The sequence below is a fragment of the Methylobacterium sp. AC433 genome (genome assembly GCF_979253015.1).
The window spans coordinates 1-24,690 of record NZ_CEEDBN010000012.1 but is presented as its reverse complement, the minus strand read 5'-3'; the positions used below and the strand labels follow the sequence as shown (position 1 = coordinate 24,690).

The following is a 24,690-nucleotide window of genomic DNA, read 5'->3' as shown; positions in this document are numbered from 1 at the left end:
CATTCGGCCGCCTGCCAGGGCGCGAGCGGCCTCACTATCGGCCAAATCGACGCCGTCTTGGCCTGTATAGGCGCCCAAAGTCGGCGCAATGCCGCCATCAAATTGCCGATTCGGCCGACTGAGATGGCCATCGTGACGGCCGAATACTTCCGAGTTCGTCGCCCGCGCCCGAATTGGCGCGGATGGAGGGACCGGCATCGGCGCCGGCCCGGAACGGCGGATCGCGCTGATCATGATCGACCTTGCCAAGATTGACGCCACGACCGGTCACGTCACCGTGCGCCGCGATCCGAGCACCGGCGAGGCCGGGGCCTCCGCGCGGCGGTCGGGCATCGCCGTCGGCGGGACGCTGGCCCTGGCCGTCCTCCTCGGCGGCGGCCTGGCCCACTGGTCCCGTCAACCGGCCCCGGTCCGGGACGATGCCGTGGCGGCCGGCCCGGTGACGACGGCGCCGCCGGAGCCGGACGCGGCGGCGGTCGCCGGCGGGCCAGGACCCGCGACGCAGGCGGAGGGCGAACCCGCCGGCCTCGCGCAGGGCGAGGCGCCCGCCGCCGCGGAGGAGACCGCCGTGGCGGCGATCCCCGAGCCTTCGCCGCCGGACGCCGGTCCGGCGCCATCCACCCTCGCCGCCGTCGCCGAGCCCCTGGCACCGCGGCTGGTCCCGCTGCCCGTGCCGCGCCCCCCCGAATTCCGCTCGAGCCGGCCTTCGTCCCGCCCGCCGCGCTCCGCGGCGCGTCAGGCCCCGCCCGCCGCCGCGGCCCCGCCGGAGGACACCCGCTCCTTCGTCGAGAAGCTGTTCGGCATCGAGAACCCGGAGCCGCCACGGCTCGCCTACGCGGCCCTGGAGACGAAGCCCGCCGACGACGTCTTCCGCAGGGCGCTGAACCTGGTGCCGCGCAGCGGCACCGGCGGCGTCGCGGTCTACGACATCCGCGCCAAGGTGGTGACGCTCCCGAACGGCGAGAAGCTCGAGGCGCATTCGGGGCTCGGCGAGAGCATGGACGATCCCGCGCACGTGCATGTCCGCATGAAGGGACCGACCCCGGTCGGCACCTACGACATCACCGAGCGCGAGCAGCCCTTCCACGGCGTGCGCGCCCTGCGCCTCAATCCCATCGGGGGGCCGGAGGCGGTGCACGGCCGGGTCGGCCTCCTCGCACACACCTACATGCTCGGGGCGAGCGGCGCCTCGAACGGCTGCGTCTCGTTCAAGAACTACGAGAAGTTCCTGCAGGCCTACCTGCGCGGCGAGGTTCAGCGCCTGATCGTGGTCGCCGGCGGCTAGCGCCGCCGGACGCTCGCGTTCGCGGAAACCTCGGCCTCCGCCCGCGCCCCCGAATCCCTCCGGGACCGGGCCGGCGCGCCGGATCCCTCAACTTTACGACGAAGGCCTAGTTGAACAACGAGCCGACGCCGCCCTGGACGCGGCCGAGGCCCTGCTTGGCGACCGGGTTGCCGGGCTCGATCTGCGCGGCGCGCTGGTAGCTCTCCACCGCCTCCTTCTTGCGGTTGGACTTCTCGTAGGCGAGGCCACGATAGGCCCAGGAGGTGGCGTCCTTGTTGTTGACGTTGAGCGCCGCGTTGTAGTCCTCGATCGCCTTGTCGTACTGGTTGGTGGCGATCAGGCTCTGGCCGCGGGCGGCGTAGGGGGCAGCCACGAAGGGATTGCGGTCGATGGCGGCGTCGAAATCCGCGATGGCCTGGGTGTTCTGGCCCTGCTTCTGACGAACGAGGCCGCGGGCGTGATAGGCCTCGGCCGATTCCGGCGCGAGGCGGATCGCCTGGTTCAGGTCGGAGGTGGCGCCCTCCAGGTCGCCCTGGGCGCGCAGCACGTTGGCGCGGCCGATATAGGCGGGGGCATAGTTCGGGTCGGCGGCGATGGACTTCGAGAAATCCTGCAGCGCGGCGTCGTTGCGGCCGATCTGGCGGTTGGCCAGGGCGCGGTTGTTGTAGGCGGAGGCCGAGTTTGGATCGATCTGCACCGCCTTGGTGAAGTCGCCGATGGCGTCGTTGAACTGGCCGGCCCGGGCATAGGCCGCGCCGCGCGTGACGTAGGCCGCCGCGTCGTTGGGGTTCCGCTGGATCACGTCGCTGAGCGACGCGATGTTGACCGTGGTGGCCCCCGTCTGGTCCGATTCGAGCACGGCGAACTGGCGCGACGCGGTGGCGCCGCCGCCATAGGTCTCGCAGCCGGCCAGGGCGGCCGCCACGAGCGCCGTGGCCCCGATCAGCCCCGCCTTCGATGCCCGCAGCTTCAAAACCGTCATGGTCCTCGCTCCCCCCGGCGCCGCGCGCGACACCGCCCCCGAATCGATCGTATCCCTCGCCGGCGCCCGCATGGTCGGGGCCGATCGCGCCGGCACCATCCCGCATCGCGGTGAATGGGCGCTTAAAGTCGGCGACGGGTTCCGCTCAAGCGGTTGGATGTGGCGAAGGTATGGCCCGCCGCGCGCACCGGCCCGAAACGGCCGGCGGAACCGTCGGTTGCCGGACCCGTGTCGCAATCGGGCCGCGGTTTTCGGAAGGCCCCTCAGGGCTTCGGCAGCAGCCGGGTGACGTGGCCCATCTTGCGGCCGGGCCGGGCCTCGCCCTTGCCGTAGAGGTGGAGCTGCGCCCCCGGCTGGCCCAGGATCGCGGCCCACTCGTCGACGTCGTCGCCGATGAGGTTGTGCATCTCCACCGCCATGCCGCCGACCCGGGCCGAATCGCCCAGCGGCCAGCCGCAGACCGCCCGGACATGCTGGGCGAATTGCGAGGTCGTCGCGCCCTCGAGGGTCCAGTGCCCGGAATTGTGGACTCGCGGGGCGATCTCGTTGACCACGACGCGGGCGGGACCGTCCGCCTGGGGCACCAGGAACATCTCGACGGCGAGCACGCCGACATAGTCGAGCGCCTCGGCGATGCGGCGCGCGATGCCGATGGCGGCGGCCTCGGTCTGCGGCGCGATCCCGGGAGCCGGCACGCGGGTGACGGCGAGGATGTGGTCGCGGTGCTCGTTGGCGCAGGGATCGTAGGCCGCGAAGGCCCCATCGGCCCCACGGGCGGCGACCACCGACACCTCCGCCTCGAACGGCACGAACCCTTCGAGGATGCAGGGCGCGCCATCGAAGTCGGCCAGGATCGCGGCGGGATCGCCCTCGTCCTGCGCGCGGATCATGCGCTGGCCCTTGCCGTCGTAGCCGAAGCGGCGGGTCTTCAGCACCGCCGGGCGGCCGATCTCGGCCAGTGCCCGGGCGAGGTCCTCGGCCGTGTCGACGGCGCGGAAGGGCGCGGTCTCGATGCCCAGCGCGTTGATGAAGCGCTTCTCGGTCAGCCGGTCCTGGGTCGTGGCGAGCGCGGCGGCGTTCGGGTGCAGGGGCGCCTTCGCGGCCAGGGCCTCGGCGGCCCGCGCCGGAATGTTCTCGAACTCGTAGGTGACCACGTCGACGCTCGCCGCGAAGCGCGCCAGGGCCTCGACGTCGTCATAGGCCGCGACGGTGGCCTCGGCCGACACGTCGAAGGCCGGGCTGTCCGCGTCGGGGGCGAAGACGTGGACCCGCAGGCCGTAATTCGCGGCCGCGAGGGCGATCATGCGGCCGAGCTGGCCGCCGCCCACGATGCCGAGGGTCGCGCCGGGGCGAAGGGAGTGTATCGGAGTCAAGGCAAGGTGCTTTTCACGGTAGGTCGCTTCGCGGGGTTTCGGCGACGCCCGCGGTCTGCGCGGTGCGCCAGGCCTCGAGCCGCGCGGCGAGGGCCGGATCGGTGAGGGCGAGGATGGCGGCGGCGAGCAGCGCGGCGTTGACCGCGCCCGCCCGGCCGATGGCCAGGGTGCCCACCGGGATGCCGGCGGGCATCTGCACGATGGAGAGCAGGCTGTCCTGGCCCGACAGGGCCTTCGATTCCACCGGCACGCCGAGGACGGGGAGGGGGGTCATCGCCGCCGTCATGCCGGGCAGGTGGGCGGCGCCGCCGGCGCCCGCGATCACCACCTGGAATCCCTCGGCCTTGGCGCCCTTGGCGAAGGCCACGAGGCGGTCGGGGGTGCGGTGGGCCGAGACGATGCGGTCGTCATGGGCGACGCCGAGCGCATCCAGCGTCTCGGCGGCATGCCGCATGGTCGCCCAGTCCGACTGGCTGCCCATGATGATCGCGACCGGGGAGGCTCCCGCCATGGTCGTCAGATCCCTTCGCGAAGAGGTGTTGAGACGGGCCGTGCGACGCGCCGCGGCCCCTGGAACGCCGAATACAAAAGCGGTGGCGCGCCCGCAAGGCGGGGCCTGCGCGGTCCCGCGCCCGGTCAGGCGATGATGTCGGGGGTCATCTGGTCCTCGAGATACGAGATCCGGTCGCGCAGGGAGAGCTTGCGCTTCTTCAGGCGCTGGATCTGCAGCTGGTCGGCCACCACGCCGACCTCGAGGGCGTCGATCGCGCCGTCGAGGTCGCGATGTTCCTGCTTCAGCCGCGCCAGCTCGTCGGCCGGTTCCACCGATGCATCGTTGTCGAACTGGACCGCCATCGCACCTGATGTCCCGGGACGCTTTCGCGGCAGACCATGCGACAGCCGGCCGGCCTGGGCAAGAACCCGCCGCCCCTCCTGCACAAACATCCGCCTGCACAAACATCCGTCAAGCCTAGCCGCCGATAGGCTTCGACAGCCGGCTGATCATATGGCAGTCTGGCCCCGTCGAAACGAGACAGGAGACACAGCTCATGTCACTGCAGACGCACCTGACCCAGCTCGCCCGGAAGCACGAAGCCCTCGAGCGGGAAATCCACGACGCCACCCTCCGCCCATCGGCGAACGATCTGCAAATCGCAGAACTCAAGAGACGCAAGCTCCACCTCAAGGATGTGATGAACCGCCTGCGAGGCGAATCCGACCAGCTGCATTAGCGGCCGTCCCGGCCCCACCTCGTAGTCTCTAGAGCGTTCGCCGCCGCCGCTGGTCTCCAGGGCGGCGGTTTTCGTTTCCGCTGCCTCGCGCCGCCGGTCCCCAGGGCGGCGGTTTTCGTTTTCGCCGTCCTCGCGCCGATGGTCTCCAGGGCGGCGGTTTTCGTTTTCGCCGTCCTCGCGCCGCTGGTCCCCGGGGCGGCGGTTTTCGTTCTCCACCGGTCCCGGCAGGATGGCGAAGCAGTCCGGCGGCGTAAATTCCGGTAGAGTGCGGAGAAACCGGCATCCACGACCGGTCGCGCAGGAGACGCCATGGACGCCACGCCCCCCGCCCCGAATCCGCTGCCCGGCTCCTACGCCGAGGTCCATGCGGCCTCCCTGCGCGACCCCGAGGCGTTCTGGCTCGCTGCGGCCCGGGCGATCGACTGGGCGAGCCCGCCGACCCGCGCCTTCGACGGGGCGGCCGGGGCCTATGGCCGCTGGTTCCCCGACGCCACCCTGAACGCCTGCCACAACGCCGTGGACCGGCACGCGGAGGGCGGCCGCGGCGACCAGGCGGCGATCCTCTACGATTCGCCCGTCACCGGCACGAAGCGGCGGATCACCTATGCGGACCTGCGCGATTCGGTGGCCGCGCTCGCCGGGGTGCTCCGCGACCTCGGGGTCGGCCGGGGCGACCGGGTGGTGATCTACATGCCGATGGTGCCCGAGGCCGTGTTCGGCATGCTCGCCTGCGCCCGCCTCGGCGCGGTCCATTCCGTGGTGTTCGGCGGGTTCGCCGCCAACGAGCTCGCGATCCGCATCGAGGATGCCGCGCCCAAGGTGGTGCTCGCCGCGTCCTGCGGCATCGAGCCGAGCCGGGTCGTCGCCTACAAGCCCCTCCTCGACGCCGCCCTCGCGGCCTCCGCGCACAAGCCGGCGGCCTGCCTGATCCTGCAGCGCCCGCAGGCCGTGGCCGACCTCGTGCCGGGGCGCGACCACGATTGGGCCGACAGGGTGGCGCGGGCGAGGGCCGAGGGCCGGCGCGCCGATTGCGTGAGCGTGGCGGCCACCGACCCGCTCTACATCCTCTACACCTCCGGCACGACGGGAAAGCCCAAGGGCGTGGTGCGCGACACCGGCGGCTACTGTGTGGCGCTGGCCTGGTCGATGCCCAACCTCTACGACGTGGCGCCGGGCGAGACCTACTTCTGCGCCTCCGATATCGGCTGGGTGGTGGGACATTCCTACATCGTCTACGCGCCGCTCCTGCACGGCTGCACCACGGTGCTCTACGAGGGCAAGCCGGTGGGCACGCCCGATGCCGGAGCCCTCTGGCGGGTGGTGTCCGAGTACGGCGCCGCCTGCCTGTTCACGGCGCCCACGGCGCTCCGTGCCATCAAGAAGGAGGACCCGCGCGCCGAGCGCGCCGGCGCCTACGACCTCTCGGCCTTCCGGTCCCTGTTCCTGGCCGGCGAGCGGGCCGACCCCGATTCGGTGGCCTGGGCCGAGCGGGCCCTCGGCCGGCCGGTCATCGACCATTGGTGGCAGACCGAGACCGGCTGGGCCATCGCGGGCAACCCGGTCGGCCTCGGCCAGCTGCCGGTCAAGCACGGCAGCGCCTGCGTGCCGATGCCGGGCTACGACCTCGCCGTCCTCGACGAGGCCGGCAAGCCGGTGCCCGCCGGCACGATGGGCACCATCGCCCTGCGGCTGCCCCTGCCCCCCGGCTGCCTCCCGACCCTGTGGGGCTCGGAGGCGCGCTTCCGCGCGAGCTACCTCGCCACCTATCCGGGCTGGTACGACACCTCGGATGCCGGCCTCGTCGATGCCGACGGCTACGTCACCGTCCTCGGCCGCACCGACGACATCATCAACGTCGCCGGGCACCGGCTCTCCACCGGCGGCATGGAGGCGGTGCTGGCGAGCCATCCGGATGTCGCCGAATGCGCGGTGATCGGCATCCGCGACGCCCTCAAGGGCGAGCAGCCCTGCGGCTTCGTCGTGCTGAAATCGGGGGTGGACCGCCCGACCCAGGCGATCGAGGGCGAGCTCGTGGCCCTGGTCCGCGAGCAGATCGGCCCCGTCGCGGCCTTCAAGCTGGCGCTGACCGTGCAGCGGCTGCCCAAGACCCGGTCGGGGAAGATCCTGCGCGGGACCATGAAGCGCATCGCCGACGGCGAGCCCTGGACCACCCCGCCGACCATCGACGATGCCGGCGTCCTCGACGAGATCGGCGCCAGCCTCAAGGATCGCGGGATCGGCGCCGGCTAGGCGCGGCGGCTAGCCAAGCGCGCGCCGGCGCGCCACCTATGCGGGATGCAGCCAAGCCGGAGCCCCGCATGACCGCCCGCCTGTTCGAGCCCCTGCGCCTCGACAACCTCACCCTCGAGAACCGCATCATCGTCGCGCCGATGTGCCAGTACTCGGCCCATGCGGGCCAGGCCGGCGACTGGCACCTCATGCATCTCGGGCAGATGGCGATGTCGGGGGCGGGGCTCCTCACCCTGGAGGCGACCGCGATCTCGCCCGAGGCGCGGATCTCGCCCACCGATCTCGGGCTCTATTCCGACGAGACCGAGCGGGCGCTGGGCCGGGTCCTCGACGCGGTGCGCGGCTACGCGCCGGTGCCGATCGCGATCCAGATCAACCATGCGGGCCGCAAGGCCTCCAGCCGCGCGCCCTGGGACGGCGGCGCCCAGATCGACCCCGAGGCGCCGGACGGCTGGCGCACGGAAGCGCCCTCGGCGCTGGCGCACGGGGAGGGCGAGGTCGCACCCCACGCCCTCGACTCGGAGGGGCTGAAGCGCATCCGCGACGGCTTCGTCGCCACGGCCAAGCGCGCCCTGAACCTCGGCATCGACGGGTTCGAGCTGCACGGGGCGCACGGCTACCTGCTGCACCAGTTCCTCTCGCCCCTCTCCAACCGGCGCACCGACCAGTATGGCGGCTCGCTCGCCAACCGGATGCGGTTTCCGCTGGAATGCTTCGAGGCGGTGCGGGACGCCGTCCCGGCGGGCAAGCCGGTCTGGATGCGGGTCTCGGCCACCGACTGGGTCGAGGCGGGCTGGACCCTGGAGGAGACGGTGGAGCTCGCCCATGCCCTGAAGCGCCGGGGCTCGGCCGCGATCCACGTCTCCACCGGCGGCCTCTCCACCCGCCAGCAGATCCCGCTCTCGGCGGGCTACCAAGTGCCGTTCGCCGAGCGGATCAAGGCCGAGACCGGGCTCACCACGATCGCGGTCGGGCTCATCACCGAGGCCGCCCACGCGGAATCGATCCTGGCCCAGGGCCAGGCCGACGCGGTCTCCCTGGCGCGCGCCCTGCTCTACGATCCCCGCTGGCCCTGGCACGCGGCGGCCGAGCTCGGCGCGCAGGTGCGCGCGCCCCGCCAGTACTGGCGTTCCCAGCCGCGCCAGTTCAAGGACCTCTTCGCCGACACACAGCACGGACAGCGCTGAGCCCTGCGGCGCGAGACGCCCGGGCACCGACCGCTTTCCTTCTCAGCCCGCCCCGGCGGGCGTATCGATATAGAGACGCGCAGCATGGACGACGACGACGTCACGACCTTCGCGGTGGAGCGGGTCCGCCTCGACATCGAGAACGGCATCACCCTGATCTCGGGCGCCGACGACGAGGAGGAGCCGGCGGGCTACTTCATCATCCAGATCGAGAAGGGCGATCCCGACGGGCCGCTGATCGAGGTCTTCGGCGAGGACCTGACCCAGTCGGACGGCGTCACCCACCTCGAGCTCGGCCTGCGCCACCTGCAATTCGCCTTCGACCCGCGCAGCACCATCGGGGCCGAGATGCCGTCGGTGCGCATCGAGTCCCGCACGGAGATCCCGGAGGGCGTGCGCGCCCGCCTGTCCGTGGCCTTCGGCAAGCGCGCGAAGCGGGCCTGAGACCCAAGCGAGCGCGAAGCGCGCACGCGACCCACCATCATCGAGGCGAAGAGGCATTCCGTGGCGATCAAGGTCGGCGACTTCGTCGCATCCGACGACAACGAGGCCACCATGACGGTGGTGGCCCTGGAGGGCGACCGGGCGCTCTGCCGCTGGTTCGTCGACGGCGACGTCGACGGCGACGAGCAGGAGGCCTGGATCGACCTGACGGCGCTGACCGTTCTGTAGGCGGGGCTGCGCACAGAGCCGGAGGGGACATGTCCGAGATCGAGGAGAAGCGGCGCGAGATCGCCGAGCTGATCGCGCTGGAGCTCGGCCTCGGCGACCTCGAGGCGCTGAGCGCGGCCGACCGGGCGGTCGTGGACCGGCAGACCGACGAGACCATCGCGGGCTGCGCGGCGAACAGCCCGGAGCCCGCCGACTGCACCGAGGCCAATATCCGCCTGCGCGGCCTGCTCCAGCAGTACCAGGCCCTGCAAATCCTCCGGAGCGACGAGGCCGACGCGCGGCTGGCGGCGGAGGGCGAGGTCTTCGGCCGCGAGGACGATGCCTGAGCGGCCGCGCCCTCAGCGCGCCACCGCCCCGACCATCGGGCCGAGGGGCCGGCTGATGTCCGAGCGGTTCATCGACGGGGCGTAGAGGCTCGACACGCTGCCGTCGAGGAACAGCGCGTTGCGGCAGCCGAGGGTGTCCTTGAACAGCCGCGCGAAGGCGCCGAAGCTGACCGGGCGCTCCGAGATCGCGAACACGGCGGTGCGGCCGTCGTCGCGGACGCCGACCCCGTTGCGGATCTTCTGGCTGGGGCCGTCGGCGGAGATCTTGGGGTGGATGTGCCCGTCCACCACCAGCATCGGCCCCGACTGCGTGGCGAAGTCCGGCTTCGGGGGGCTGCGCAGGTAGCGGCCGGTCTCCATCACGCCGGCGCGCTCGCCCTTCACCCAGAAGATGCCGTTGGGCTTGAGGTGGAAGTTGCCCGGCCCGTTGGCGGTGGAGACGCCCTTCAGCTCGCGCCCGTCCTCGATGTAGAGCCCCACCGGGGCCTGGCCCTTGTCGTACATGCCGGCATTCATAGCGAAGCGCAGCCCCGTCCCCTGCTTCTCGGCGAGCGTCGAGAGGGAGGAGTAGGGCAGCCCGTCGGCGCCGAGCCAGAACACCCGGACCCGCTCGCGGCGCAGGTCCACGGTGCAGACCGTATAGGCCTCCCCCTCCGCCTGGACGGCACGGCAGGGGGCAGGGCCGGGCGCCGCCGGCGCGGCCACCGCCGTTCCGGCGAGGGCGAGGCCGAGGCAGGCGGCACGCAGGAGGGCGGTGACCGGGGAACGACTCACCCGAACGCGAGCCCGCACGACAACCTGCACCATGATCACCCGCATCGCCCTTGAGCCCGCTCGCCGGAGGATCGTGGCGGCCGGCCCGCTTCCTCGCCCGAAACCCGCGGCGATTTCAAGGGCGGGTGCGCGGGGGCGGGGCGGGCGGCCGGCGCGCTTCACGATGACGGGAGAGGCAAAAGGTGCATGAACCCTTCCGGGTGCCTCCGCGTTTGAGGGTCAAGGGGACGTTTCGGCTTCTTTCGGAGACGATGTGATGAAACGAGTTGTTCTGGCCTCCGCGGCCATGATCGGCGCGCTCGCGATGATTCCCGCCACCGCAGAAGCGCGCGGTGGCTTCGGCGGCGGTGGGTTCCACGGTGGTGGCTTCCACGGCGGCGGCTTCGGCGGCGGTGGATTCCGCGGGGGCTTCGGTGGCGGTGGGTTCCGCGGCGGCTTCGGCGGCGGCGGCTTCCGCCACGCCGGCTTCGGTGGCTATCGCGGTGGCTTCGGCGGCTATCGCGGCGGGTATTACGGCCGCGGCTACGGGCGCGGATACGGCTACGGCCTCGGCGGCCTGGGTCTCGGCGTCGGCCTCGGCCTGGCGGCGGGCGGCCTCTACGGCGGCTACGGCCCGGGTTACGGCTACGGCTACGCCCCGGTCGGCTACGGCGCCTACGATTACGGCTACGGCGGCGGCTGCTACACCGTCCCGCGCGTGCGCTGGACGCCGTACGGCTATCGCCGGGTGCTGGTCGAGCGCTGCTACTGACCGGAACCACCGGTTCGGAAAGCTCCGGGGGCCGCCGCGTGCGGCCCCTTTTTCATGCCGGTCGACGTCATGCCAGTCGACGTCATGCCGGTCGACTTCCTATGCCGGTCGACGTGCCACGCCTCGGTGGCCGGACCGCCCGGCGCTCAGCGCCGTCGCTCGTCCCGACGCATCGGCATCGCGTCGATGGTCTCGAACAGCGCATCGGCCGGAATCGGCGCGGTCCCGGTCCGCTTGGCCTCGCCGTCCTTGCCGACGAGCACCACGCGAAAGCCGTCCGCCGGAAGGCCGAGGGCGGCGCGCAGGCGCCGCGCCTCCGCGGTGTCGCCGAAGGCCTCGCGGATGACGAGGTCGCGCTCCGTCGCCCCGGCACGGGCCCTGTCGAGCTCGGCGCGCTGGGCCACCACCCGCGGATCGCCGGGCTCGGGGGCAGAGATCACCAGCACGCGCGACGTCCAGCGGTCGCGTGCGAGCGGGTTCTCCGCCGCCTGAGCCGCCGTGACGCCGGCGAGCATCGCCCCGAGCATCCGCCATCCGCGCGCCATCGCCGAAACTCCCGTGCCGTTCACCGTTCCGGGACAACGCGCCGGAGCGGCACGCGGCCCCGCGCGGAATTGTCATCGGCCGCGGCCGTCCCATCTGTCGGGGGACCTCCCGACCGGGCGCCTGCCCGCCGCGCGCCCCTCGCACCTCGCGAAATCTCCGGAATCCGCCATGACCCACGTGAACCGCCGCATCGTCCTCGCCGCCCGTCCGCACGGCGAGCCGAACGCCTCGCACTTCCGGCTGGAGGAGGGGCGGGTCCCGGTGGCGAAGGAGGGCGAGGTGCTCCTGGCCAACCGCTACCTCTCCCTCGACCCCTACATGCGCGGGCGCATGAGCGCGGCGAAATCCTATGCCGAGCCGGTCGCGATCGGCGACACCATGGTGGGCGCCACCGTGGCGGAGGTGATCGAGTCCCGCCATCCCGACTTCCGGGTCGGCGAGACCGTGGTGGGCTTCGGCGGCTGGCAGGACTTCGCCGTCTCGGACGGGCGCGGCCTGCGCCGCCTCGATCCGGAGGCCGCCCCCGTCACCACCGCCCTCGGCATCCTCGGCATGCCCGGCATGACGGCCTATACGGGCCTCCTCAACATCGGCCAGCCGAAACCCGGCGAGACCGTGGTGGTGGCCGCGGCCACCGGCCCGGTGGGCTCTCTCGTCGGTCAGATCGCCAGGCGGAAGGGCGCCCGGGCGGTGGGCATCGCGGGCGGCCCGGAGAAATGCGCCTTCCTGCGCGACACGCTCGGCTTCGACGCGGCCATCGACCACCGCGCCGAGGATTTCCCGGACGCGCTGGCCGCCGCCTGCCCGCAGGGGATCGACGTCTATTTCGAGAATGTCGGCGGCGCGGTCTTCGACGCGGTCCTGCCGCTCCTCAACAACTTCGCCCGGATGCCGGTCTGCGGCCTCGTCTCCGGCTACAACGCCACCGAGCTGCCGCCCGGACCGGACCGGGTGCCGGTGCTGATGCGCGCGATCCTGTCGAAGCGCCTGCATGTCCAGGGCTTCATCGTCTGGGACTTCGCCGCCCAGGAGGCCGAGTTCCTGCGCGAGGTCGGGGCGTGGCTGCGCGACGACCTCGTGGTCCATCGCGAGGACATCGTCGACGGGCTCGAGAACGCGCCGGAGGCCTTCGCGGGCCTGCTGCAGGGCCGGAATTTCGGCAAGCTCATCGTCCGCATCCGCTGAGCGAAGGGCAGGGCGCGCCTCCGGGACGCCTTGCCCCCGGAACAGAACAAAGATAGAACATACAGGTCACCCCGATTCCCTGAGAGTCACGGGGACAGCCCGCCGACCGCGATTGCCGCCGGGGCCCGAGAGGCCCATGACAGGGCGGCGTCCCGGTCGTTCGGGGCCGCAGCGCGCAGTGAGATCGATCGGTAGGAGAGAGCGGCATGGCCGGCAGCGTGAACAAGGTGATCCTGGTGGGCAATCTCGGGCGCGACCCCGAGACACGGCGCCTCGCCTCCGGTGATCCCGTGGTCAACCTGCGCATCGCCACATCGGAGTCCTGGAAGGACAAGATGTCGGGCGAGCGCAAGGAGAAGACCGAGTGGCACTCGGTGGTGATCTACAACGAGAACCTCGCCCGCGTGGCGGAGCAGTACCTGCGCAAGGGCTCGAAGGTCTACATCGAGGGCCAGCTCCAGACCCGCAAATGGGCGGACCAGTCCGGCGTCGAGAAGTACACCACCGAGGTGGTGCTCCAGCGCTTCCGCGGCGAGCTGACCATCCTCGACGGCCGCAGCGGCGGCGGTGAGATGGGCATGGACGAGGAGGGCGGCCAGATCAGCCGGGGCGGCGATTTCGGCGGCGGCAGCGGTGGTGGTGGACGCGGCGGCGACCGCGGCGGGGATTACGGCGGCGGCCGCTCCTCGGGTGGCGGCGGCGAGCGCCGGCCGGCCTCGGGCGGCGGCGGTGGCGGTGGCGGTGGCGGTGGCGGTGGCGGCTCCAAGCCGAACTTCGACCTCGACGACGACATCCCGTTCTAGGGCCGGGCCGAACCGGAACGATCACGCGGATCGCAATGCCCATCGAGGTCAGGGGCGTCACCCTGACCTTTTTTGTGGGTCCTGGCGCGGGATCAGGACTGGCGCGAAATCGGGCGCGCTTCGCGGGCGGCCCGCCGATGCGCGTTCACGGCTCCGATACGCCCGCCAGATACCGTCTACTCGGTGAAGTCGGCGCGGCTCAGCCCGTAGCGCTGCATCTTTTCGTTGAGCGTACGCCGGGGAAGATCGAGCAGCCGCATGATCTCGGTGATGTTTCCCTGCGCCTGTTGCAGGGCTTGCCGGATCAGGTCCCGCTCGTAGGCCTCGACCCGCGTCGCCAGCGACTGCGGCCCGGCTGCCATCGCGTCCAACGGCCCGTCCTGCTGATCGAGGCCGAAGGCGTGGCGCTCGGCAGCGTTGCGCAACTCACGCACGTTGCCGGGCCAGGGACGCGCCACGATCTCCTGCAGGAGCCGGGCGCTCAGGGGACGCATCGTCCGCCCGTGCGCCTCGGCGGCGCGGGCGGCGAAGACCTCGAACAGGAGCGGGATGTCCTCCCGCCGCTCCCGCAGGGGCGGGATCCGCAGCTCGGCGACGCCGAGACGATAATAGAGGTCGGCCCTGAACTGTCCGGTCGCGGCCTGCGCGCGCAGGTCGACCTTGCTGGCGCAGAGTGTGCGCAGGTCGGCGGGCACCGCCGTGTTCGAGCCGAGACGCTCCAGGCTGCGTTCCTGCAGCACCCGCAGGAGCTTGACCTGGCCCGCCAGGGGCATCGCCTCGATCTCGTCGAGGAAGAGCGTGCCGCGATGGGCGTATTCGAGCTTGCCGATCCGACGCTTCAGCGCGCCCGTGAAGGCGCCGGCCTCGAAGCCGAACAGCTCGCTCTCCATCATCGTGTCGGGAATCGCCCCGCAATTGACGGCCACGAAGCGGCCGTCCCGCCGGCCGGAGAAGGCGTGGAGACATTGCGCCACCAATTCCTTGCCGGAGCCGGTCTCCCCGTTGACGACGACGTTGACGGGCGTCGCGGCGAGGTCGAGCACCTCGCGCCGCAGGGTCTCCATCACGCGCGACGTGCCGATGAGGCGGCTCTCGATGCCCTGCGCGTCGTCGACGACGTGGAGGCTGCGCAGGCGCAGCGTCAGGTGGCGCTTCTCGCAGGCGCGGCCGATGGCGTCGACGAGGCGCTCCGGGACGAAGGGCTTCTCGATGAAGTCGTAGGCGCCGCGCCGCATCGCCTCGACCGCCATCGGCACGTCCCCGTGCCCGGTCACGAGGAGGACCGGCAGGTCCGGATCGCGGGCCAGCGCCCGTTCGAGCACGTCGAGGCCGTCGATCCCCGGCATCCGCACGTCGCTGACGAGGATGCCCGGAAAGCTCGCGTCGATCAGGCCGAGTGCGGCCAGCGGTTCTGCGAAGGTCGAGACCTCGAAACCGGCGAGCGAGAGCCACTGGTGCAGGGCTTCGCGCACCGTCTCCTCGTCGTCGACGAAGAGGACCCGCGTCGCCCGGCCCGCCATCGCGTTCATGCGTCCGCCGCGGGCAGGACGATGGCCAGCACCGCGCCGCGCGCGCCGTTCGCGGCGGCGATGCTGCCACCCAGGTCGCGGACGATCAGCGAGGACAGCGACAGGCCGAGGCCGAGGCCCTCGCCGGCCGACTTCGTCGTGAAGAAGGGATCGAAGACCTGCCCCATGTGCTCCTCGGCGATCCCGCCGCCGCTGTCGGCGACCGCGAGGCGCCAACACGAACCCGCTTCGCGCGCCGCGGTCAAATCGAGCCGACGCTCGGGCGCGTCCTGCATCGCGTCGAGGGCGTTGACGATCAGGTTCAGCAGGACCTGTTCCAGGCGAACCGGCTCGGCCCATACCAGGGCTTCGGGCGGAATCGCACAGGTGACCGTGACGGCTTCCGCACGGATGCGGGCCTGGAGCAGGTCGAGGGCGGCCTCCGCCGCCGCGCGAAGCCTGACCGCCTCGCGGTGTTCCGTCCCGGTCTTGCGCGCGAAGGCCTTCAGGTGCCGGATGATCTCGGCGATGCGCTGCGTCACCTGGGTCATCCGCTCCAGGTTCCGCCGCACCGTCGCGCCGTCGCCGCGCTCCAGGAACACTGCGGTGCTGGCGAGGAAGGTGCGCAGGGCCGCCAGCGGCTGGTTGATCTCGTGGTTGATGGCCGTGGAGATCTGTCCCAGGGCGGCGAGGCGCCCGGCATGGATCAGCTCGTCTTGGGTCGACCGCAGGGCGGCGGTGGTGCGCTCCCGCTCCGCGATCTCGCTGCGCAGGCGGTCGTTGGCGGCGCTCAGCTCCCGAGTGCGTTCCGTGACGCGCTGCTCCAGGGCCAGGCGCATGGCCTGTTCGCTGCGCAGCCGCCGCTGCCGCTGGCTCCGCGCGGCGAGGGCGAAGGCGAGCGCGAGGCAGGTGATCCCGGCGGCCAGCGCCGCGAGCACGGCTTGACGGAGGGTGGCGCCGATGGGCGCGACGTACCAGATCGTCCAGTCGAACTCGGGCAGCGCGGTGCGCTCCACGAGCCCGCCGACGGTCCGGTCGCCGGTCGGCAGGTCGATCATGCCGGCAGGATCCCGATCCTGATCCAGGAGCGGCGTGAGGGAACTGTCGCCGTATTGCCGCTCGGCACGGATGCGGGCCGCCTCGGCCGCGCCGACGCGATGGAGCGGGCGGTATTTCCAGGCCGGCTCGCTGGCCAGAAAGACGACGCCGGCGGCATCCGAGACCAGGACCTGTTCGCCGGCCTCGCGCCATTCGTTCTGCAGGCCCTCCAGGTCGACCTTGAGCACGACCACGCCCGCGACCCGTCCGTCCGCCCCCGGAACCGCCTTGCCGATGAACAGGCCGGGGACGCCGGTGGTCGTGCCGATACCGAAGTAGTGCGAGACCCCCGTGGCCTTGGCCGCGGTGAAGTAGGGCCGGTACGCGTAGGACGTCCCGACGAAGCTGAGCGGCTGGTTCCAGTTGCTCGCGCCGCGCGTCAGGCCGTCCGGGTCCATCAGGTAGATGGCGGCCACGTTGGAGGCCGTCGCGATCGCCGCGAACTTGGCGTTGACGGCGGCGACGCGGTCCGGCGCGTCGACGTCGGCGAGGAGCGCCTGCACCTGCGTGTCGAGGGCGAGGACGGTCGGGAGGTACTCGTACCGGGCGATCGCCGCGCGCAGCACGGCCTCGGCGATCACGAGGCGCTGACGGGCCTGCCGGCGTGCCACGTCGAGGCCGGATTCGAGGGAGAGGCCGAAGACCACGAGGGTGGCGGCCAGCGTGACGGCCGCCAGGATCCACCGCCACAGCCAGATCGACTTGAGCACCGAACCCGCCCGGGTCATTCGGCGCGGGACCGCCCCGGCGAGGCTGGTGATGCGTTTCATCGGTCGGGCTCCTGACCGGACCGAGCGGACGTCCTCGGACGTGGCGGGCACCGCGTCGAACCCGCGCCGTCCGGCAGGGGCTGCGGCATCGATATAGCGTCGCGGATCGCGATCGATCCAGCCCCCGGCCGCCGTCGCGGCGCGAGGCGGCCGGGGTCGGGTTCAATCGCCGAGGCCGCCGACGCAGACATACTTGGTGTGCAGGTAGTCCTCGATCCCCTGATGGCCGCCCTCGCGGCCGACGCCCGATTCCTTCACGCCGCCGAAGGGAGCCACCTCGGTGGTGATGATGCCCTCGTTCACCCCGACCATGCCGTACTCGAGCGCCTCCGAGACCCGGAAGGCCCGGCCGAGATCCCGGGTGTAGAAGTAGCAGGCGAGGCCGAACTCGGTGTCGTTGGCCATCCGCACGGCATCCGCTTCGTCCCGGAACCGGAAGATGGGCGCCAGGGGTCCGAAGGTCTCCTCCTTGGCGACGTCCATGCCCGGCACCACGTCGACCAGCACCGTGGGCTCGAAGAACGTGCCGCCGAGCGCATGGCGCCGGCCGCCCGCCAGGACGCGCGCGCCCTTTTCCGTCGCGTCCCGGATATGCGCCTCGACCTTCCGGACGGAGGCGTCATCGATGACCGGCCCCTGCTCCACCCCGTCCTCCATGCCGTTTCCGACCTTGAGCGCCGAGGCCGCCCGCGCGAGCCGCTCGGCGAAGGCGTCGTGGATGCCGTCCTGAACCAGGAAGCGGTTGGTGCAGATGCAGGTCTGGCCCGAATTGCGGAACTTGGACGCCATGGCGCCCGCCACCGCGCGGTCGAGGTCGGCGTCGTCGAAGACGATGAAGGGCGCGTTGCCCCCCAGTTCCATCGAGACCTTCTTCACCGTGCCGGCGGCCTGCCCCATCAGCAGCTTGCCGATCCCGGTCGAGCCCGTGAAGGTGATCTTCTTGACCAGCGGGTTGCCCGTCATCTCCCCGCCGATCCCCGTCGCCGACCCGGTCAGGATCGAGACGAGGCCGGCGGGCACCCCGGCCCGCTCGCAGAGAAGGCCCCAGACGAGGCCGGACAGGGGCGTCTGGGCGGCGGGCTTGATCACGATCGGACAGCCGGCGGCCAGGGCCGGGGCGAGCTTGCGGGCGATCATGGAGGACGGGAAGTTCCAGGGCGTGATCGCCGCCACCACGCCGACCGGTTCCTTGGTGACGAGGATCCGCCGGTCGGGCCAGGGCGAGGGGACCACGTCGCCGTAGACGCGGCGGGCCTCCTCGGCGAACCACAGGACGTAGGCCGCCGACATCGCGATCTCGCCCCGCGCCTCGGCGAGCGACTTGCCCTGCTCGGCGGTGAGGATGCGGGCGAGGTCCTCCGCGTTCTCGCTCACCAGCGCGGCGAGCCGGCGCAGGATGGCGGCGCGCTCGCCCGCGGTCCTCGCCCGCCAGCCCGGAAAGGCCGCGTGCGCGGCCTCGATCGCCCGTCGCGTCTCCTCCGCGCCGAGGTTCGGCACGCGGGCGAGGAGGCCCCCGGTCGCCGGGTTCGTCACGTCGATCGGGTCCGGGCCGGCGCGCGACCAGTCCGCGCCGATCGGGCAGGCATCGACGAGCAGGCTCGGGTCGTTCAGGGCGAGGGTCTCGGTGTCGGGCATCACGGAAGGCCTTTCGCAGGAAGGTCGCGAAGCGGGAGGCGAGGGATTCAGGCGGCGGAGTCAGCCGGCGGGGGCGGCGTGCGGGTTCTTCACCTTGGCGCGCAGTTCCTCGACGAGGACGCGGGTGTTCTCCGAGTAGTCGATCGGCACGGCCACGAGGTGGACGCCCCCGGCCTGGAAGGCCTTCTCCAGGGTCGGCTCCAGATCCTCGACCGCTTCGACCCGGTGCCCGGTCGCGCCGTAGGACGCGGCATAGGTCACGAAATCCGGATTGCCGAAGGTCATGCCGTAATCGGCGAACCGGTCGACCGCCTGCTTCCAGCGGATCATGCCGTAGGCGGAATCGTCGATGATCAGGACGACGAGGTTGAGCCTCAGCCGGACGGCGGTCTCCATCTCCTGGCTGTTCATCATGAAGCCGCCGTCGCCGCACACCGCCATGACGCGGCGGTCCGGATGGAGCAGGGCGGCCATCATGGCGGAGGGCAGGCCGGCGCCCATCGTGGCCAGGGCGTTGTCGAGGAGCAGCGTGTTGGCCACGTAGGTGCGGTAGTTGCGCGCGAACCAGATCTTGTACATCCCGTTGTCGAGGCAGACGATGCCGTCCTCCGGGATGACCCGGCGCACGTCGCGCACCAGCCGCTGCGGGGTCACGGGGAAGCGGTCCTCGTCGGCCCGGTCGGCGATCCGCCCGAGGATGTGCTCCCGCAGGGGCAGCAGCGCGCCCGCGTTCGGCAGCCGGCCCTCGATCCGGTCCGCCAGGAGCTTGAGGGTCGGGCCGAGGTCGCCCACCACCTCGGCGTCGGGGTAGTAGACCTCCTCGACATTGGCCGACGTGTAGCTGACGTGCAGCACCTTCTGGTCCGCCTGCCCCATGAAGAAGGGCGGCTTCTCGACCGTGTCGTGGCCGATGGCGATGATGAGGTCGGCCGCGTCGATCGCCTCGTGCACGTAGTCGCGCTCCGACAGGGCTGCGGTCCCCATGTAGAGTTCGGTCCCGTGCGCGACCGTGCCCTTGCCCATCTGCGTCGTGAAGAACGGGATGCCGGTGCGCTGCACGAAGCCGCCGAGGTCGCTCGTGGAGCGCGGGCGGCTGGCGGCGGCCCCCAGCATGACGAGGGGCCGCCTGGCGGCGACGATCATCTCGGCGGCCCGCTCGATCGCCGAGGGGTGCGCGACCGGGATGTCGATCGGGTGGCGCGGCACCGTGTAGGGCTCGGCCTCCTCCGCCGCGATGTCCTCGGGCAGTTCCAGGAGGACCGGCCCGGGCCGCTCCTCCATGGCGACGCGGAAGGCGTCGCGCACGATGGTGGGAATGGAGGAGGCCGAGACGATCTGGCGGGCCATCTTGGTGATCGGCTTCATCGAGGCGATGACGTCGACGATCTGGAAGCGGGCCTGGCGGGCCTTCAGGATGCCCTTCTGGCCGGTGATGATGAGCATCGGCATGGCGCCGAGATACGCGTAGGCGGCGCCCGTGGAGAAGTTCAGCGCGCCCGGTCCGAGCGTCGCGAGGCAGACGCCGGGCTTGCCGGTGAGGCGCCCGTAGGTCGCGGCCATGAACGCGGCGGCCTGCTCGTGCCGGGTCAGGACCAATGCGATCTTGGAGGTGCGCAGGCTCTCGACGATGTCGAGGTTCTCTTCGCCGGGGATGCCGAAGATGCGCTCGACCCCCTCGTTCTCCAGGGCTTGGACCAGCAGATCGGAGCCTTTCGGCATGGGTTTCTCCAGTTCAGAGCTGTGTCGATTTCGAAGATTGCACGGCCGGGATCGGTGCGACGATGCCCGGTGGCGGCCGTGGCACGGGCCGGCGATGCGCCTGAACCCTCGCCGGCCGGTTTTTTCAGACCTTGGCGCGACGGCCTTCCTGGGCCCACCCGCCAGGGGCGGGCCCGCTACCGGCTCGTCGTCGGACCGGCGCGGCGGCGCTCAGCCGCTCATCCGGCCGTTGCCGTCGAGGTAGCCGTACTTGCGCGTGTCGGGCATCCAGAGCGAGGCGACGAAGGCCACGGCCGCCATGGCGGCGACGTACCAGAAGAACAGGGTCTCGTTCCCGTAGGACTTGAAGGACAGGGCCACGTACTCCGCCGTCCCGCCGAACATGGCATTGGCGATGGCGTAGGGCAGGCCCACGCCGAGCGCGCGCACCTCGGCCGGGAACAGCTCCGCTTTCACCACGCCACTGATCGAGGTGTAGAAGGTCGCGATGACGAGGCCGACCAGGATGAGCGCGAAGGCCGCATAGGGGCTGGTGACCAGCGACAGGGAGGAGAGCAGCGGGACCGCGCCGAGCGTGGCCAGCCCGCTGAACAGGATCATGTTGTTGCGCCGCCCAATCCGGTCCGAGAGGATGCCGAACAGAGGCTGGAGCAGCATGAACACGACCAGCGCCAGGGTCATCACGGTCGAGACCGTCTTGAGGTCCAGCTTCACCGTATTGACCAGGAACTTCTGCATGTAGGTCGTCATCGTGTAGAAGTAGAGCGACCCGCCCATGGTGAAGGCGAACGTGATGAGCAGCGCCCTCTTGTGCTTGAGGAGCGCCCGCAGCGAGCCCGCCTCCTTGCTCTTCATCGTCTCGTGGGAGATCGACTCCTTCAGGGAGCCGCGCAGCATCATCGCGACGATGGCGGCCGCGGCGCCGATCAGGAACGGGATGCGCCAGCCCCAGGCCCGCATCTCCTCACCGGTCAGGGCGTGCTGGAGCGCGAACACCACCAGGACCGCCAGCAGCTGGCCGCCGATCAGGGTCACGTACTGGAACGAGGACAGGAAGCCCCGGCGGCCGTTTCCGGCGATCTCGCTCATGTAGGTCGCGGCCGTGCCGTACTCGCCGCCGACGGAGAGCCCCTGTGCCAGGCGCGCCACCAGGAGCAGCACGGGGGCCAGCACGCCGATGCTCTCGTAGGTCGGCAGCAGGCCGATCATCAGCGAGCCGGCGCACATCAACAGGACTGAGAAGACCATCGACGACTTGCGGCCCCGGCGGTCGGCGATGCGGCCGAAGATCCATCCGCCCAGGGGGCGCATGAAGAACCCGACCGCGAAGATCCCAGCGGTGGCCAGGAGCTGTCCGGTCGGACTGCTGCTCGGGAAGAATGCAGAGGCAAAGTAGATCGAGGTGAAGGCGTAGGCGTAGAAATCATACCATTCGACGAGATTGCCGGAGGAGGCGGCGAAGATGGCCTTGATCTTCTGGCGGTCCGACGCCTCGGCGGCTGGGACAGCCCCCAGCATCGCGGTTGCAGCCGTATTCATGTGCGTTCTCCCGTCTCTGGATTTCATCCCGCGCCGCTACGGAGCGGGATCGACGCACCTTCACCGTCCCCGGGCCTTCGGCCTCTTGCGGGCAGCGGCATCAAGGTGCGCAGAACCGCTTCGGCAACGTTGATGCCAAGTCGAAAAAATCGATGAAACGCTTTTTAATCAGTATCTTAAGCGAAGGCGGGAAAGCCCGTATCGGCGGACATCCGCCGATCCAAAGCCGGCCTTCGGCGGAATTCCGCCGAGGCCGTCTCCGAACCCGATCCGCGCTCATCGCCGACGCGCCCTTGCGATCCGTCAGGCCGGACGGCAGCGACCGCTCCGCCCGGGCTCGGGTCTTCCGGGGTCGGTACGATCGCCGACGACCAGGCGCGAGGAGGGTTTGCCGGGGGCATCGGCGGCGGCGAGGGCATCGACGGCGGCAAGGGATCAAATCCTCGGCTCGTTCGTCTCCTGTAAAGGCCAAGCTCGCCGCGCCATTCCGCGCGGGGACTGTGGCTCGCCAGGCAGGGGTGTCCCGTGAGCATCGGACTGATCGCGCTTCTCGATGACATCGCGGGTCTCGCCAAGGTGGCGGCGGCTTCCCTCGACGACGTCGCGGCCCAGGCGGGCCGCGCCGGGGTGAAGGCGGCCGGCGTCGTCATCGACGATGCCGCCGTGACGCCGCGCTACGTCGTGGGCTTCGCCGCCGAGCGCGAGCTTCCCATCGTCGGCCGCATCGCCCTGGGATCCCTGCGCAACAAGCTGCTGTTCCTGCTGCCCGCCGCCCTGGCCCTCGGCGCCTTCGCGCCCTGGGCGATCACGCCCCTGCTGATGCTCGGCGGCGCCTATCTCAGCTACGAGGGCAGCGAGAAGGTCTACGAGGCGCTGTTCCCGCACCGGGCCCACGCCCACGAGGCCGCGCGCGATGGGGCGGCCGGCAACGCCCAGGCCCTGGAGGACCAGAAGGTCTCCAGCGCGATCAAGACCGACTTCATCCTGTCTGCCGAGATCATGGCGATCACCCTCGCGGCCCTGCCCGAGGGCTCCATCTGGATGAAGACCGCCGTCCTCGCCGTGGTGGCGGTGGGAATCACGGTGGCGGTCTATGGCGGCGTGGCCCTGATCGTGAAGGCGGACGATGCCGGCGTCGCCATGGCGGCCAACGGGTCGCGCTCGGCCTTCGGCAGCCTCGTGCGCGGCGTCGGCCGCGCGCTGGTCAAGGGCATGCCGGGCTTCCTCAAGATCCTGGCGATCGTCGGCACCGCCGCGATGATCTGGGTCGGCGGCGGCATCCTGGTGCACGGCCTGGAGACCTACGGCCTGCCGCAGATCGGGCACGCCATCCACGCGGCGGCGGCCGGGGCGGCGAGCGTGGCCGGCCCCCTCGCCGGAACGGTGGAGTGGCTCGTGACCGCCGCCGGCTCCGGCCTCGTCGGCCTGGTGGTCGGTGCGGCGCTGATCCCGGTGACGAGCTTCGTTCTGGCACCGGCCTGGAACAGCGTGGCCCGCCTGCGGACGAAGACCGCCTGAGCCTACGGGGCGCCGCGCAGGTGGGCGAGGTGCCGGATGGCGAGTTCGTAGCCGTGCGTGCCGAAGCCCGCCATCACCGCCGTGGCGGCGAGCGACACGTAGGAATGATGCCGAAAGGCCTCGCGCCGGTGCACGTTCGAGATGTGGCACTCGATGACCGGCACCGTGCAGGCGTTCAGCGCGTCGAGGATCGCGACCGAGGTGTGGGTGTAGGCGCCGGCATTGATCACGATGCCGGCCGAGTCGACCCGGTAGGCCTGGATCCAGTCGATGAGTTGGTGCTCGGCATTGCTCTGATGGAAGGCGAGGGCGAGGCCGAAGCTCGCCGCCAGGGTCCGGCAGCGGGTCTCCACGTCCGCGAGCGTCTCGTGCCCGTAGATGTGCGGCTCGCGCTGTCCGAGCAGGTTCAGGTTCGGGCCGTTCAGGATCAGGATCGTGTCGCTCATGGTGTCCCGTCATAAGGCCGGTGCGCGGGTCCGGAAAGGGTCCGGACGCGCCTGAGGCGCCCGCGCTTGCGGTCGCCGCCAATGCCGGCCATGCCGGGCGGGGCACCGACAACCGCCCCCCACAGGAGGAGATCCCATGAACGCGCCCGTCGTCGTCGCCGTCGCGATCACCGGCTCGGTGCCGCGCAAGTCCGACAATCCCGCCCTGCCGGTGACCGTGGCCGAGCAGATCGCCTCGACCCGGGAGGCCTATGCCGCCGGCGCCACCCTCGCCCATGTCCACGTGCGCAACGACGACGAGACGCCGTCCTCGGACCCCGACCGCTTCGCCGCCGTGCAGGACGGCCTGCGCCGGCACTGCCCGGGCCTGATCGTCCAGTTCTCCACGGGCGGGCGCGGACGCGATCCGGCGAGCCGGGGCCTGTCCCTGCAGCACCGCCCCGACATGGCCTCGCTCTCCACCGGGTCGGTCAATTTCCCGACCATCGTCTACGAGAACCCCGCAACGCTGGTGACGGACCTGGCGGGCCAGATGAAGCGCTTCGGCGTGCGCCCCGAGATCGAGATCTTCGACCTGTCCCATCTCCACGGCGCCCTGCGCCTCGTCGAGGCCGGGCTGATCGACGATCGCCCGCACGTGCAGTTCGTGATGGGGGTCAAGAACGCGATGCCGGCGGACCCGCGCCTCCTCGACCTCATGCTCGGCGAGATGCGGCGCATCCTGCCGAAGGCGACCTGGACGGCCGCCGGGATCGGCCGCCATCAAGCGGAGGTGATGGACTGGGCCCTTGCCCGCGGAGCGGATGCCGTCCGGACCGGCCTCGAGGACAACATCCGGATCACCCGCGAGCGGCTCGCCAGCGGAAACGCCGAACTCGTCGCCCTGGCGGCCGAGAGGGTCGCGCGCCACGGTCGCCGGGTCGCGACGCCCGCGGAAGCGCGCATTGTCCTGGGCCTGCCGGAGGCCTGAACGGCCAAAGCCCGTCACGCGTGTGTGCGTGACGGGCTTTGTCGGTTTGGTTGCGGGGACAGGATTTGAACCTGTGACCTTCAGGTTATGAGCCTGACGAGCTACCGGGCTGCTCCACCCC

24 protein-coding genes are annotated in these 24,690 nt (G+C 71.3%); 12 read left to right on the top strand and 12 right to left on the bottom strand.

Features of this window, described 5'->3' with window-relative positions:
* The first annotated feature begins 232 nt into the window (after positions 1-232).
* A complete protein-coding gene (locus AC0IWM_RS16455; protein ID WP_471756757.1) occupies positions 233-1,285 on the top strand; it encodes a DUF2778 domain-containing protein in 1,053 nt (350 codons plus the stop codon).
* A 106-nt stretch (positions 1,286-1,391) separates the two neighbouring features.
* Here AC0IWM_RS16455 and AC0IWM_RS16450 read toward each other — a convergent pair whose 3' ends face one another.
* The 4 genes from AC0IWM_RS16450 to AC0IWM_RS16435 all read right to left on the bottom strand — a co-directional run bounded on the left by AC0IWM_RS16450 (position 1,392) and on the right by AC0IWM_RS16435 (position 4,495).
* Entirely contained in the window at positions 1,392-2,267 is an 876-nt protein-coding gene (locus tag AC0IWM_RS16450; protein ID WP_447678248.1) for a tetratricopeptide repeat protein, read from the bottom strand.
* Positions 2,268-2,530: 263 nt separating this feature from the next.
* Positions 2,531-3,640: a 5-(carboxyamino)imidazole ribonucleotide synthase gene (locus tag AC0IWM_RS16445; RefSeq protein WP_471756754.1), complete on the bottom strand. Its 1,110-nt coding sequence runs from the start codon at positions 3,638-3,640 to the stop codon at positions 2,531-2,533.
* Between the two features lie 13 nt (positions 3,641-3,653).
* Positions 3,654-4,151 (bottom strand): 5-(carboxyamino)imidazole ribonucleotide mutase, encoded by a 498-nt coding sequence (gene purE, locus AC0IWM_RS16440; RefSeq protein ID WP_471756752.1) that lies wholly within the window; start codon positions 4,149-4,151, stop codon positions 3,654-3,656.
* A gap of 125 nt (positions 4,152-4,276) precedes the next feature.
* On the bottom strand, positions 4,277-4,495 hold the full coding sequence (locus tag AC0IWM_RS16435) for a YdcH family protein (RefSeq protein WP_471756750.1): 219 nt from the start codon (positions 4,493-4,495) through the stop codon (positions 4,277-4,279).
* 194 nt (positions 4,496-4,689) lie between these two features.
* On the opposite strand from AC0IWM_RS16435, the gene AC0IWM_RS16430 reads away from it, so the two are divergent.
* From AC0IWM_RS16430 to AC0IWM_RS16405, 6 genes are all read left to right on the top strand, one after another.
* Positions 4,690-4,872, top strand: coding sequence for a YdcH family protein (locus tag AC0IWM_RS16430; RefSeq protein ID WP_471756748.1), 183 nt, complete (start codon positions 4,690-4,692; stop codon positions 4,870-4,872).
* Between the two features lie 309 nt (positions 4,873-5,181).
* A complete protein-coding gene (locus tag AC0IWM_RS16425) occupies positions 5,182-7,122 on the top strand; it encodes a propionyl-CoA synthetase (RefSeq protein WP_471756746.1) in 1,941 nt (646 codons plus the stop codon).
* A 68-nt stretch (positions 7,123-7,190) separates the two neighbouring features.
* Entirely contained in the window at positions 7,191-8,309 is a 1,119-nt protein-coding gene (locus AC0IWM_RS16420) for an NADH:flavin oxidoreductase/NADH oxidase (RefSeq protein WP_471756744.1), read from the top strand.
* Positions 8,310-8,393: 84 nt separating this feature from the next.
* On the top strand, positions 8,394-8,753 hold the full coding sequence (locus AC0IWM_RS16415; RefSeq protein ID WP_056470012.1) for a hypothetical protein: 360 nt from the start codon (positions 8,394-8,396) through the stop codon (positions 8,751-8,753).
* A gap of 60 nt (positions 8,754-8,813) precedes the next feature.
* Complete coding sequence (locus AC0IWM_RS16410; RefSeq protein WP_200930020.1) at positions 8,814-8,981, top strand: hypothetical protein; 168 nt, start codon at positions 8,814-8,816, stop codon at positions 8,979-8,981.
* A gap of 29 nt (positions 8,982-9,010) precedes the next feature.
* A complete protein-coding gene (locus tag AC0IWM_RS16405; RefSeq protein WP_056470015.1) occupies positions 9,011-9,307 on the top strand; it encodes a hypothetical protein in 297 nt (98 codons plus the stop codon).
* Positions 9,308-9,319: 12 nt separating this feature from the next.
* Here AC0IWM_RS16405 and AC0IWM_RS16400 read toward each other — a convergent pair whose 3' ends face one another.
* The gene (locus tag AC0IWM_RS16400; protein WP_471756742.1) at positions 9,320-10,114 is read right to left on the bottom strand and encodes a phosphodiester glycosidase family protein; all 795 of its coding nucleotides are present in this window, start codon (positions 10,112-10,114) and stop codon (positions 9,320-9,322) included.
* Positions 10,115-10,337: 223 nt separating this feature from the next.
* Between AC0IWM_RS16400 and AC0IWM_RS16395 the strand changes: the two genes are divergently transcribed.
* A complete protein-coding gene (locus AC0IWM_RS16395; RefSeq protein ID WP_471756740.1) occupies positions 10,338-10,832 on the top strand; it encodes a hypothetical protein in 495 nt (164 codons plus the stop codon).
* 146 nt (positions 10,833-10,978) lie between these two features.
* On the opposite strand, the gene AC0IWM_RS16390 is transcribed toward AC0IWM_RS16395, so the two are convergent.
* Positions 10,979-11,377: a DUF4174 domain-containing protein gene (locus tag AC0IWM_RS16390; protein ID WP_471756738.1), complete on the bottom strand. Its 399-nt coding sequence runs from the start codon at positions 11,375-11,377 to the stop codon at positions 10,979-10,981.
* Between the two features lie 169 nt (positions 11,378-11,546).
* Between AC0IWM_RS16390 and AC0IWM_RS16385 the strand changes: the two genes are divergently transcribed.
* Together AC0IWM_RS16385 and ssb are read left to right on the top strand one after the other, a co-directional pair.
* On the top strand, positions 11,547-12,563 hold the full coding sequence (locus tag AC0IWM_RS16385; protein ID WP_471756736.1) for an NADP-dependent oxidoreductase: 1,017 nt from the start codon (positions 11,547-11,549) through the stop codon (positions 12,561-12,563).
* Positions 12,564-12,769: 206 nt separating this feature from the next.
* The gene (gene ssb, locus AC0IWM_RS16380; protein WP_471756734.1) at positions 12,770-13,366 is read left to right on the top strand and encodes a single-stranded DNA-binding protein; all 597 of its coding nucleotides are present in this window, start codon (positions 12,770-12,772) and stop codon (positions 13,364-13,366) included.
* A 176-nt stretch (positions 13,367-13,542) separates the two neighbouring features.
* Here ssb and AC0IWM_RS16375 read toward each other — a convergent pair whose 3' ends face one another.
* From AC0IWM_RS16375 to AC0IWM_RS16355, 5 genes are all read right to left on the bottom strand, one after another.
* Positions 13,543-14,895, bottom strand: a complete 1,353-nt coding sequence (locus AC0IWM_RS16375) for a sigma-54-dependent transcriptional regulator (protein WP_471756732.1) — start codon at positions 14,893-14,895, stop codon at positions 13,543-13,545.
* The gene (locus AC0IWM_RS16370) at positions 14,892-16,742 is read right to left on the bottom strand and encodes an ATP-binding protein (protein ID WP_471756730.1); all 1,851 of its coding nucleotides are present in this window, start codon (positions 16,740-16,742) and stop codon (positions 14,892-14,894) included. The genes AC0IWM_RS16375 and AC0IWM_RS16370 overlap by 4 nt, the downstream gene beginning before the upstream one ends.
* Before the next feature lie 162 nt (positions 16,743-16,904).
* The gene (locus AC0IWM_RS16365) at positions 16,905-18,377 is read right to left on the bottom strand and encodes an NAD-dependent succinate-semialdehyde dehydrogenase (RefSeq protein ID WP_471756728.1); all 1,473 of its coding nucleotides are present in this window, start codon (positions 18,375-18,377) and stop codon (positions 16,905-16,907) included.
* A 60-nt stretch (positions 18,378-18,437) separates the two neighbouring features.
* A complete protein-coding gene (locus AC0IWM_RS16360; RefSeq protein WP_471756726.1) occupies positions 18,438-20,096 on the bottom strand; it encodes an acetolactate synthase large subunit in 1,659 nt (552 codons plus the stop codon).
* 210 nt (positions 20,097-20,306) lie between these two features.
* Positions 20,307-21,635 (bottom strand): MFS family transporter, encoded by a 1,329-nt coding sequence (locus tag AC0IWM_RS16355; protein ID WP_471756724.1) that lies wholly within the window; start codon positions 21,633-21,635, stop codon positions 20,307-20,309.
* 525 nt (positions 21,636-22,160) lie between these two features.
* Here AC0IWM_RS16355 and AC0IWM_RS16350 point away from each other — a divergent pair.
* Entirely contained in the window at positions 22,161-23,153 is a 993-nt protein-coding gene (locus AC0IWM_RS16350; RefSeq protein WP_471756722.1) for a DUF808 domain-containing protein, read from the top strand.
* 2 nt (positions 23,154-23,155) lie between these two features.
* Here AC0IWM_RS16350 and aroQ read toward each other — a convergent pair whose 3' ends face one another.
* Positions 23,156-23,599 (bottom strand): type II 3-dehydroquinate dehydratase, encoded by a 444-nt coding sequence (gene aroQ / locus AC0IWM_RS16345; RefSeq protein WP_471756720.1) that lies wholly within the window; start codon positions 23,597-23,599, stop codon positions 23,156-23,158.
* Between the two features lie 136 nt (positions 23,600-23,735).
* Between aroQ and AC0IWM_RS16340 the strand changes: the two genes are divergently transcribed.
* Entirely contained in the window at positions 23,736-24,569 is an 834-nt protein-coding gene (locus tag AC0IWM_RS16340; RefSeq protein ID WP_471756718.1) for a 3-oxoadipate:acetyl-CoA acetyltransferase, read from the top strand.
* The last annotated feature ends 121 nt before the right edge of the window (positions 24,570-24,690 follow it).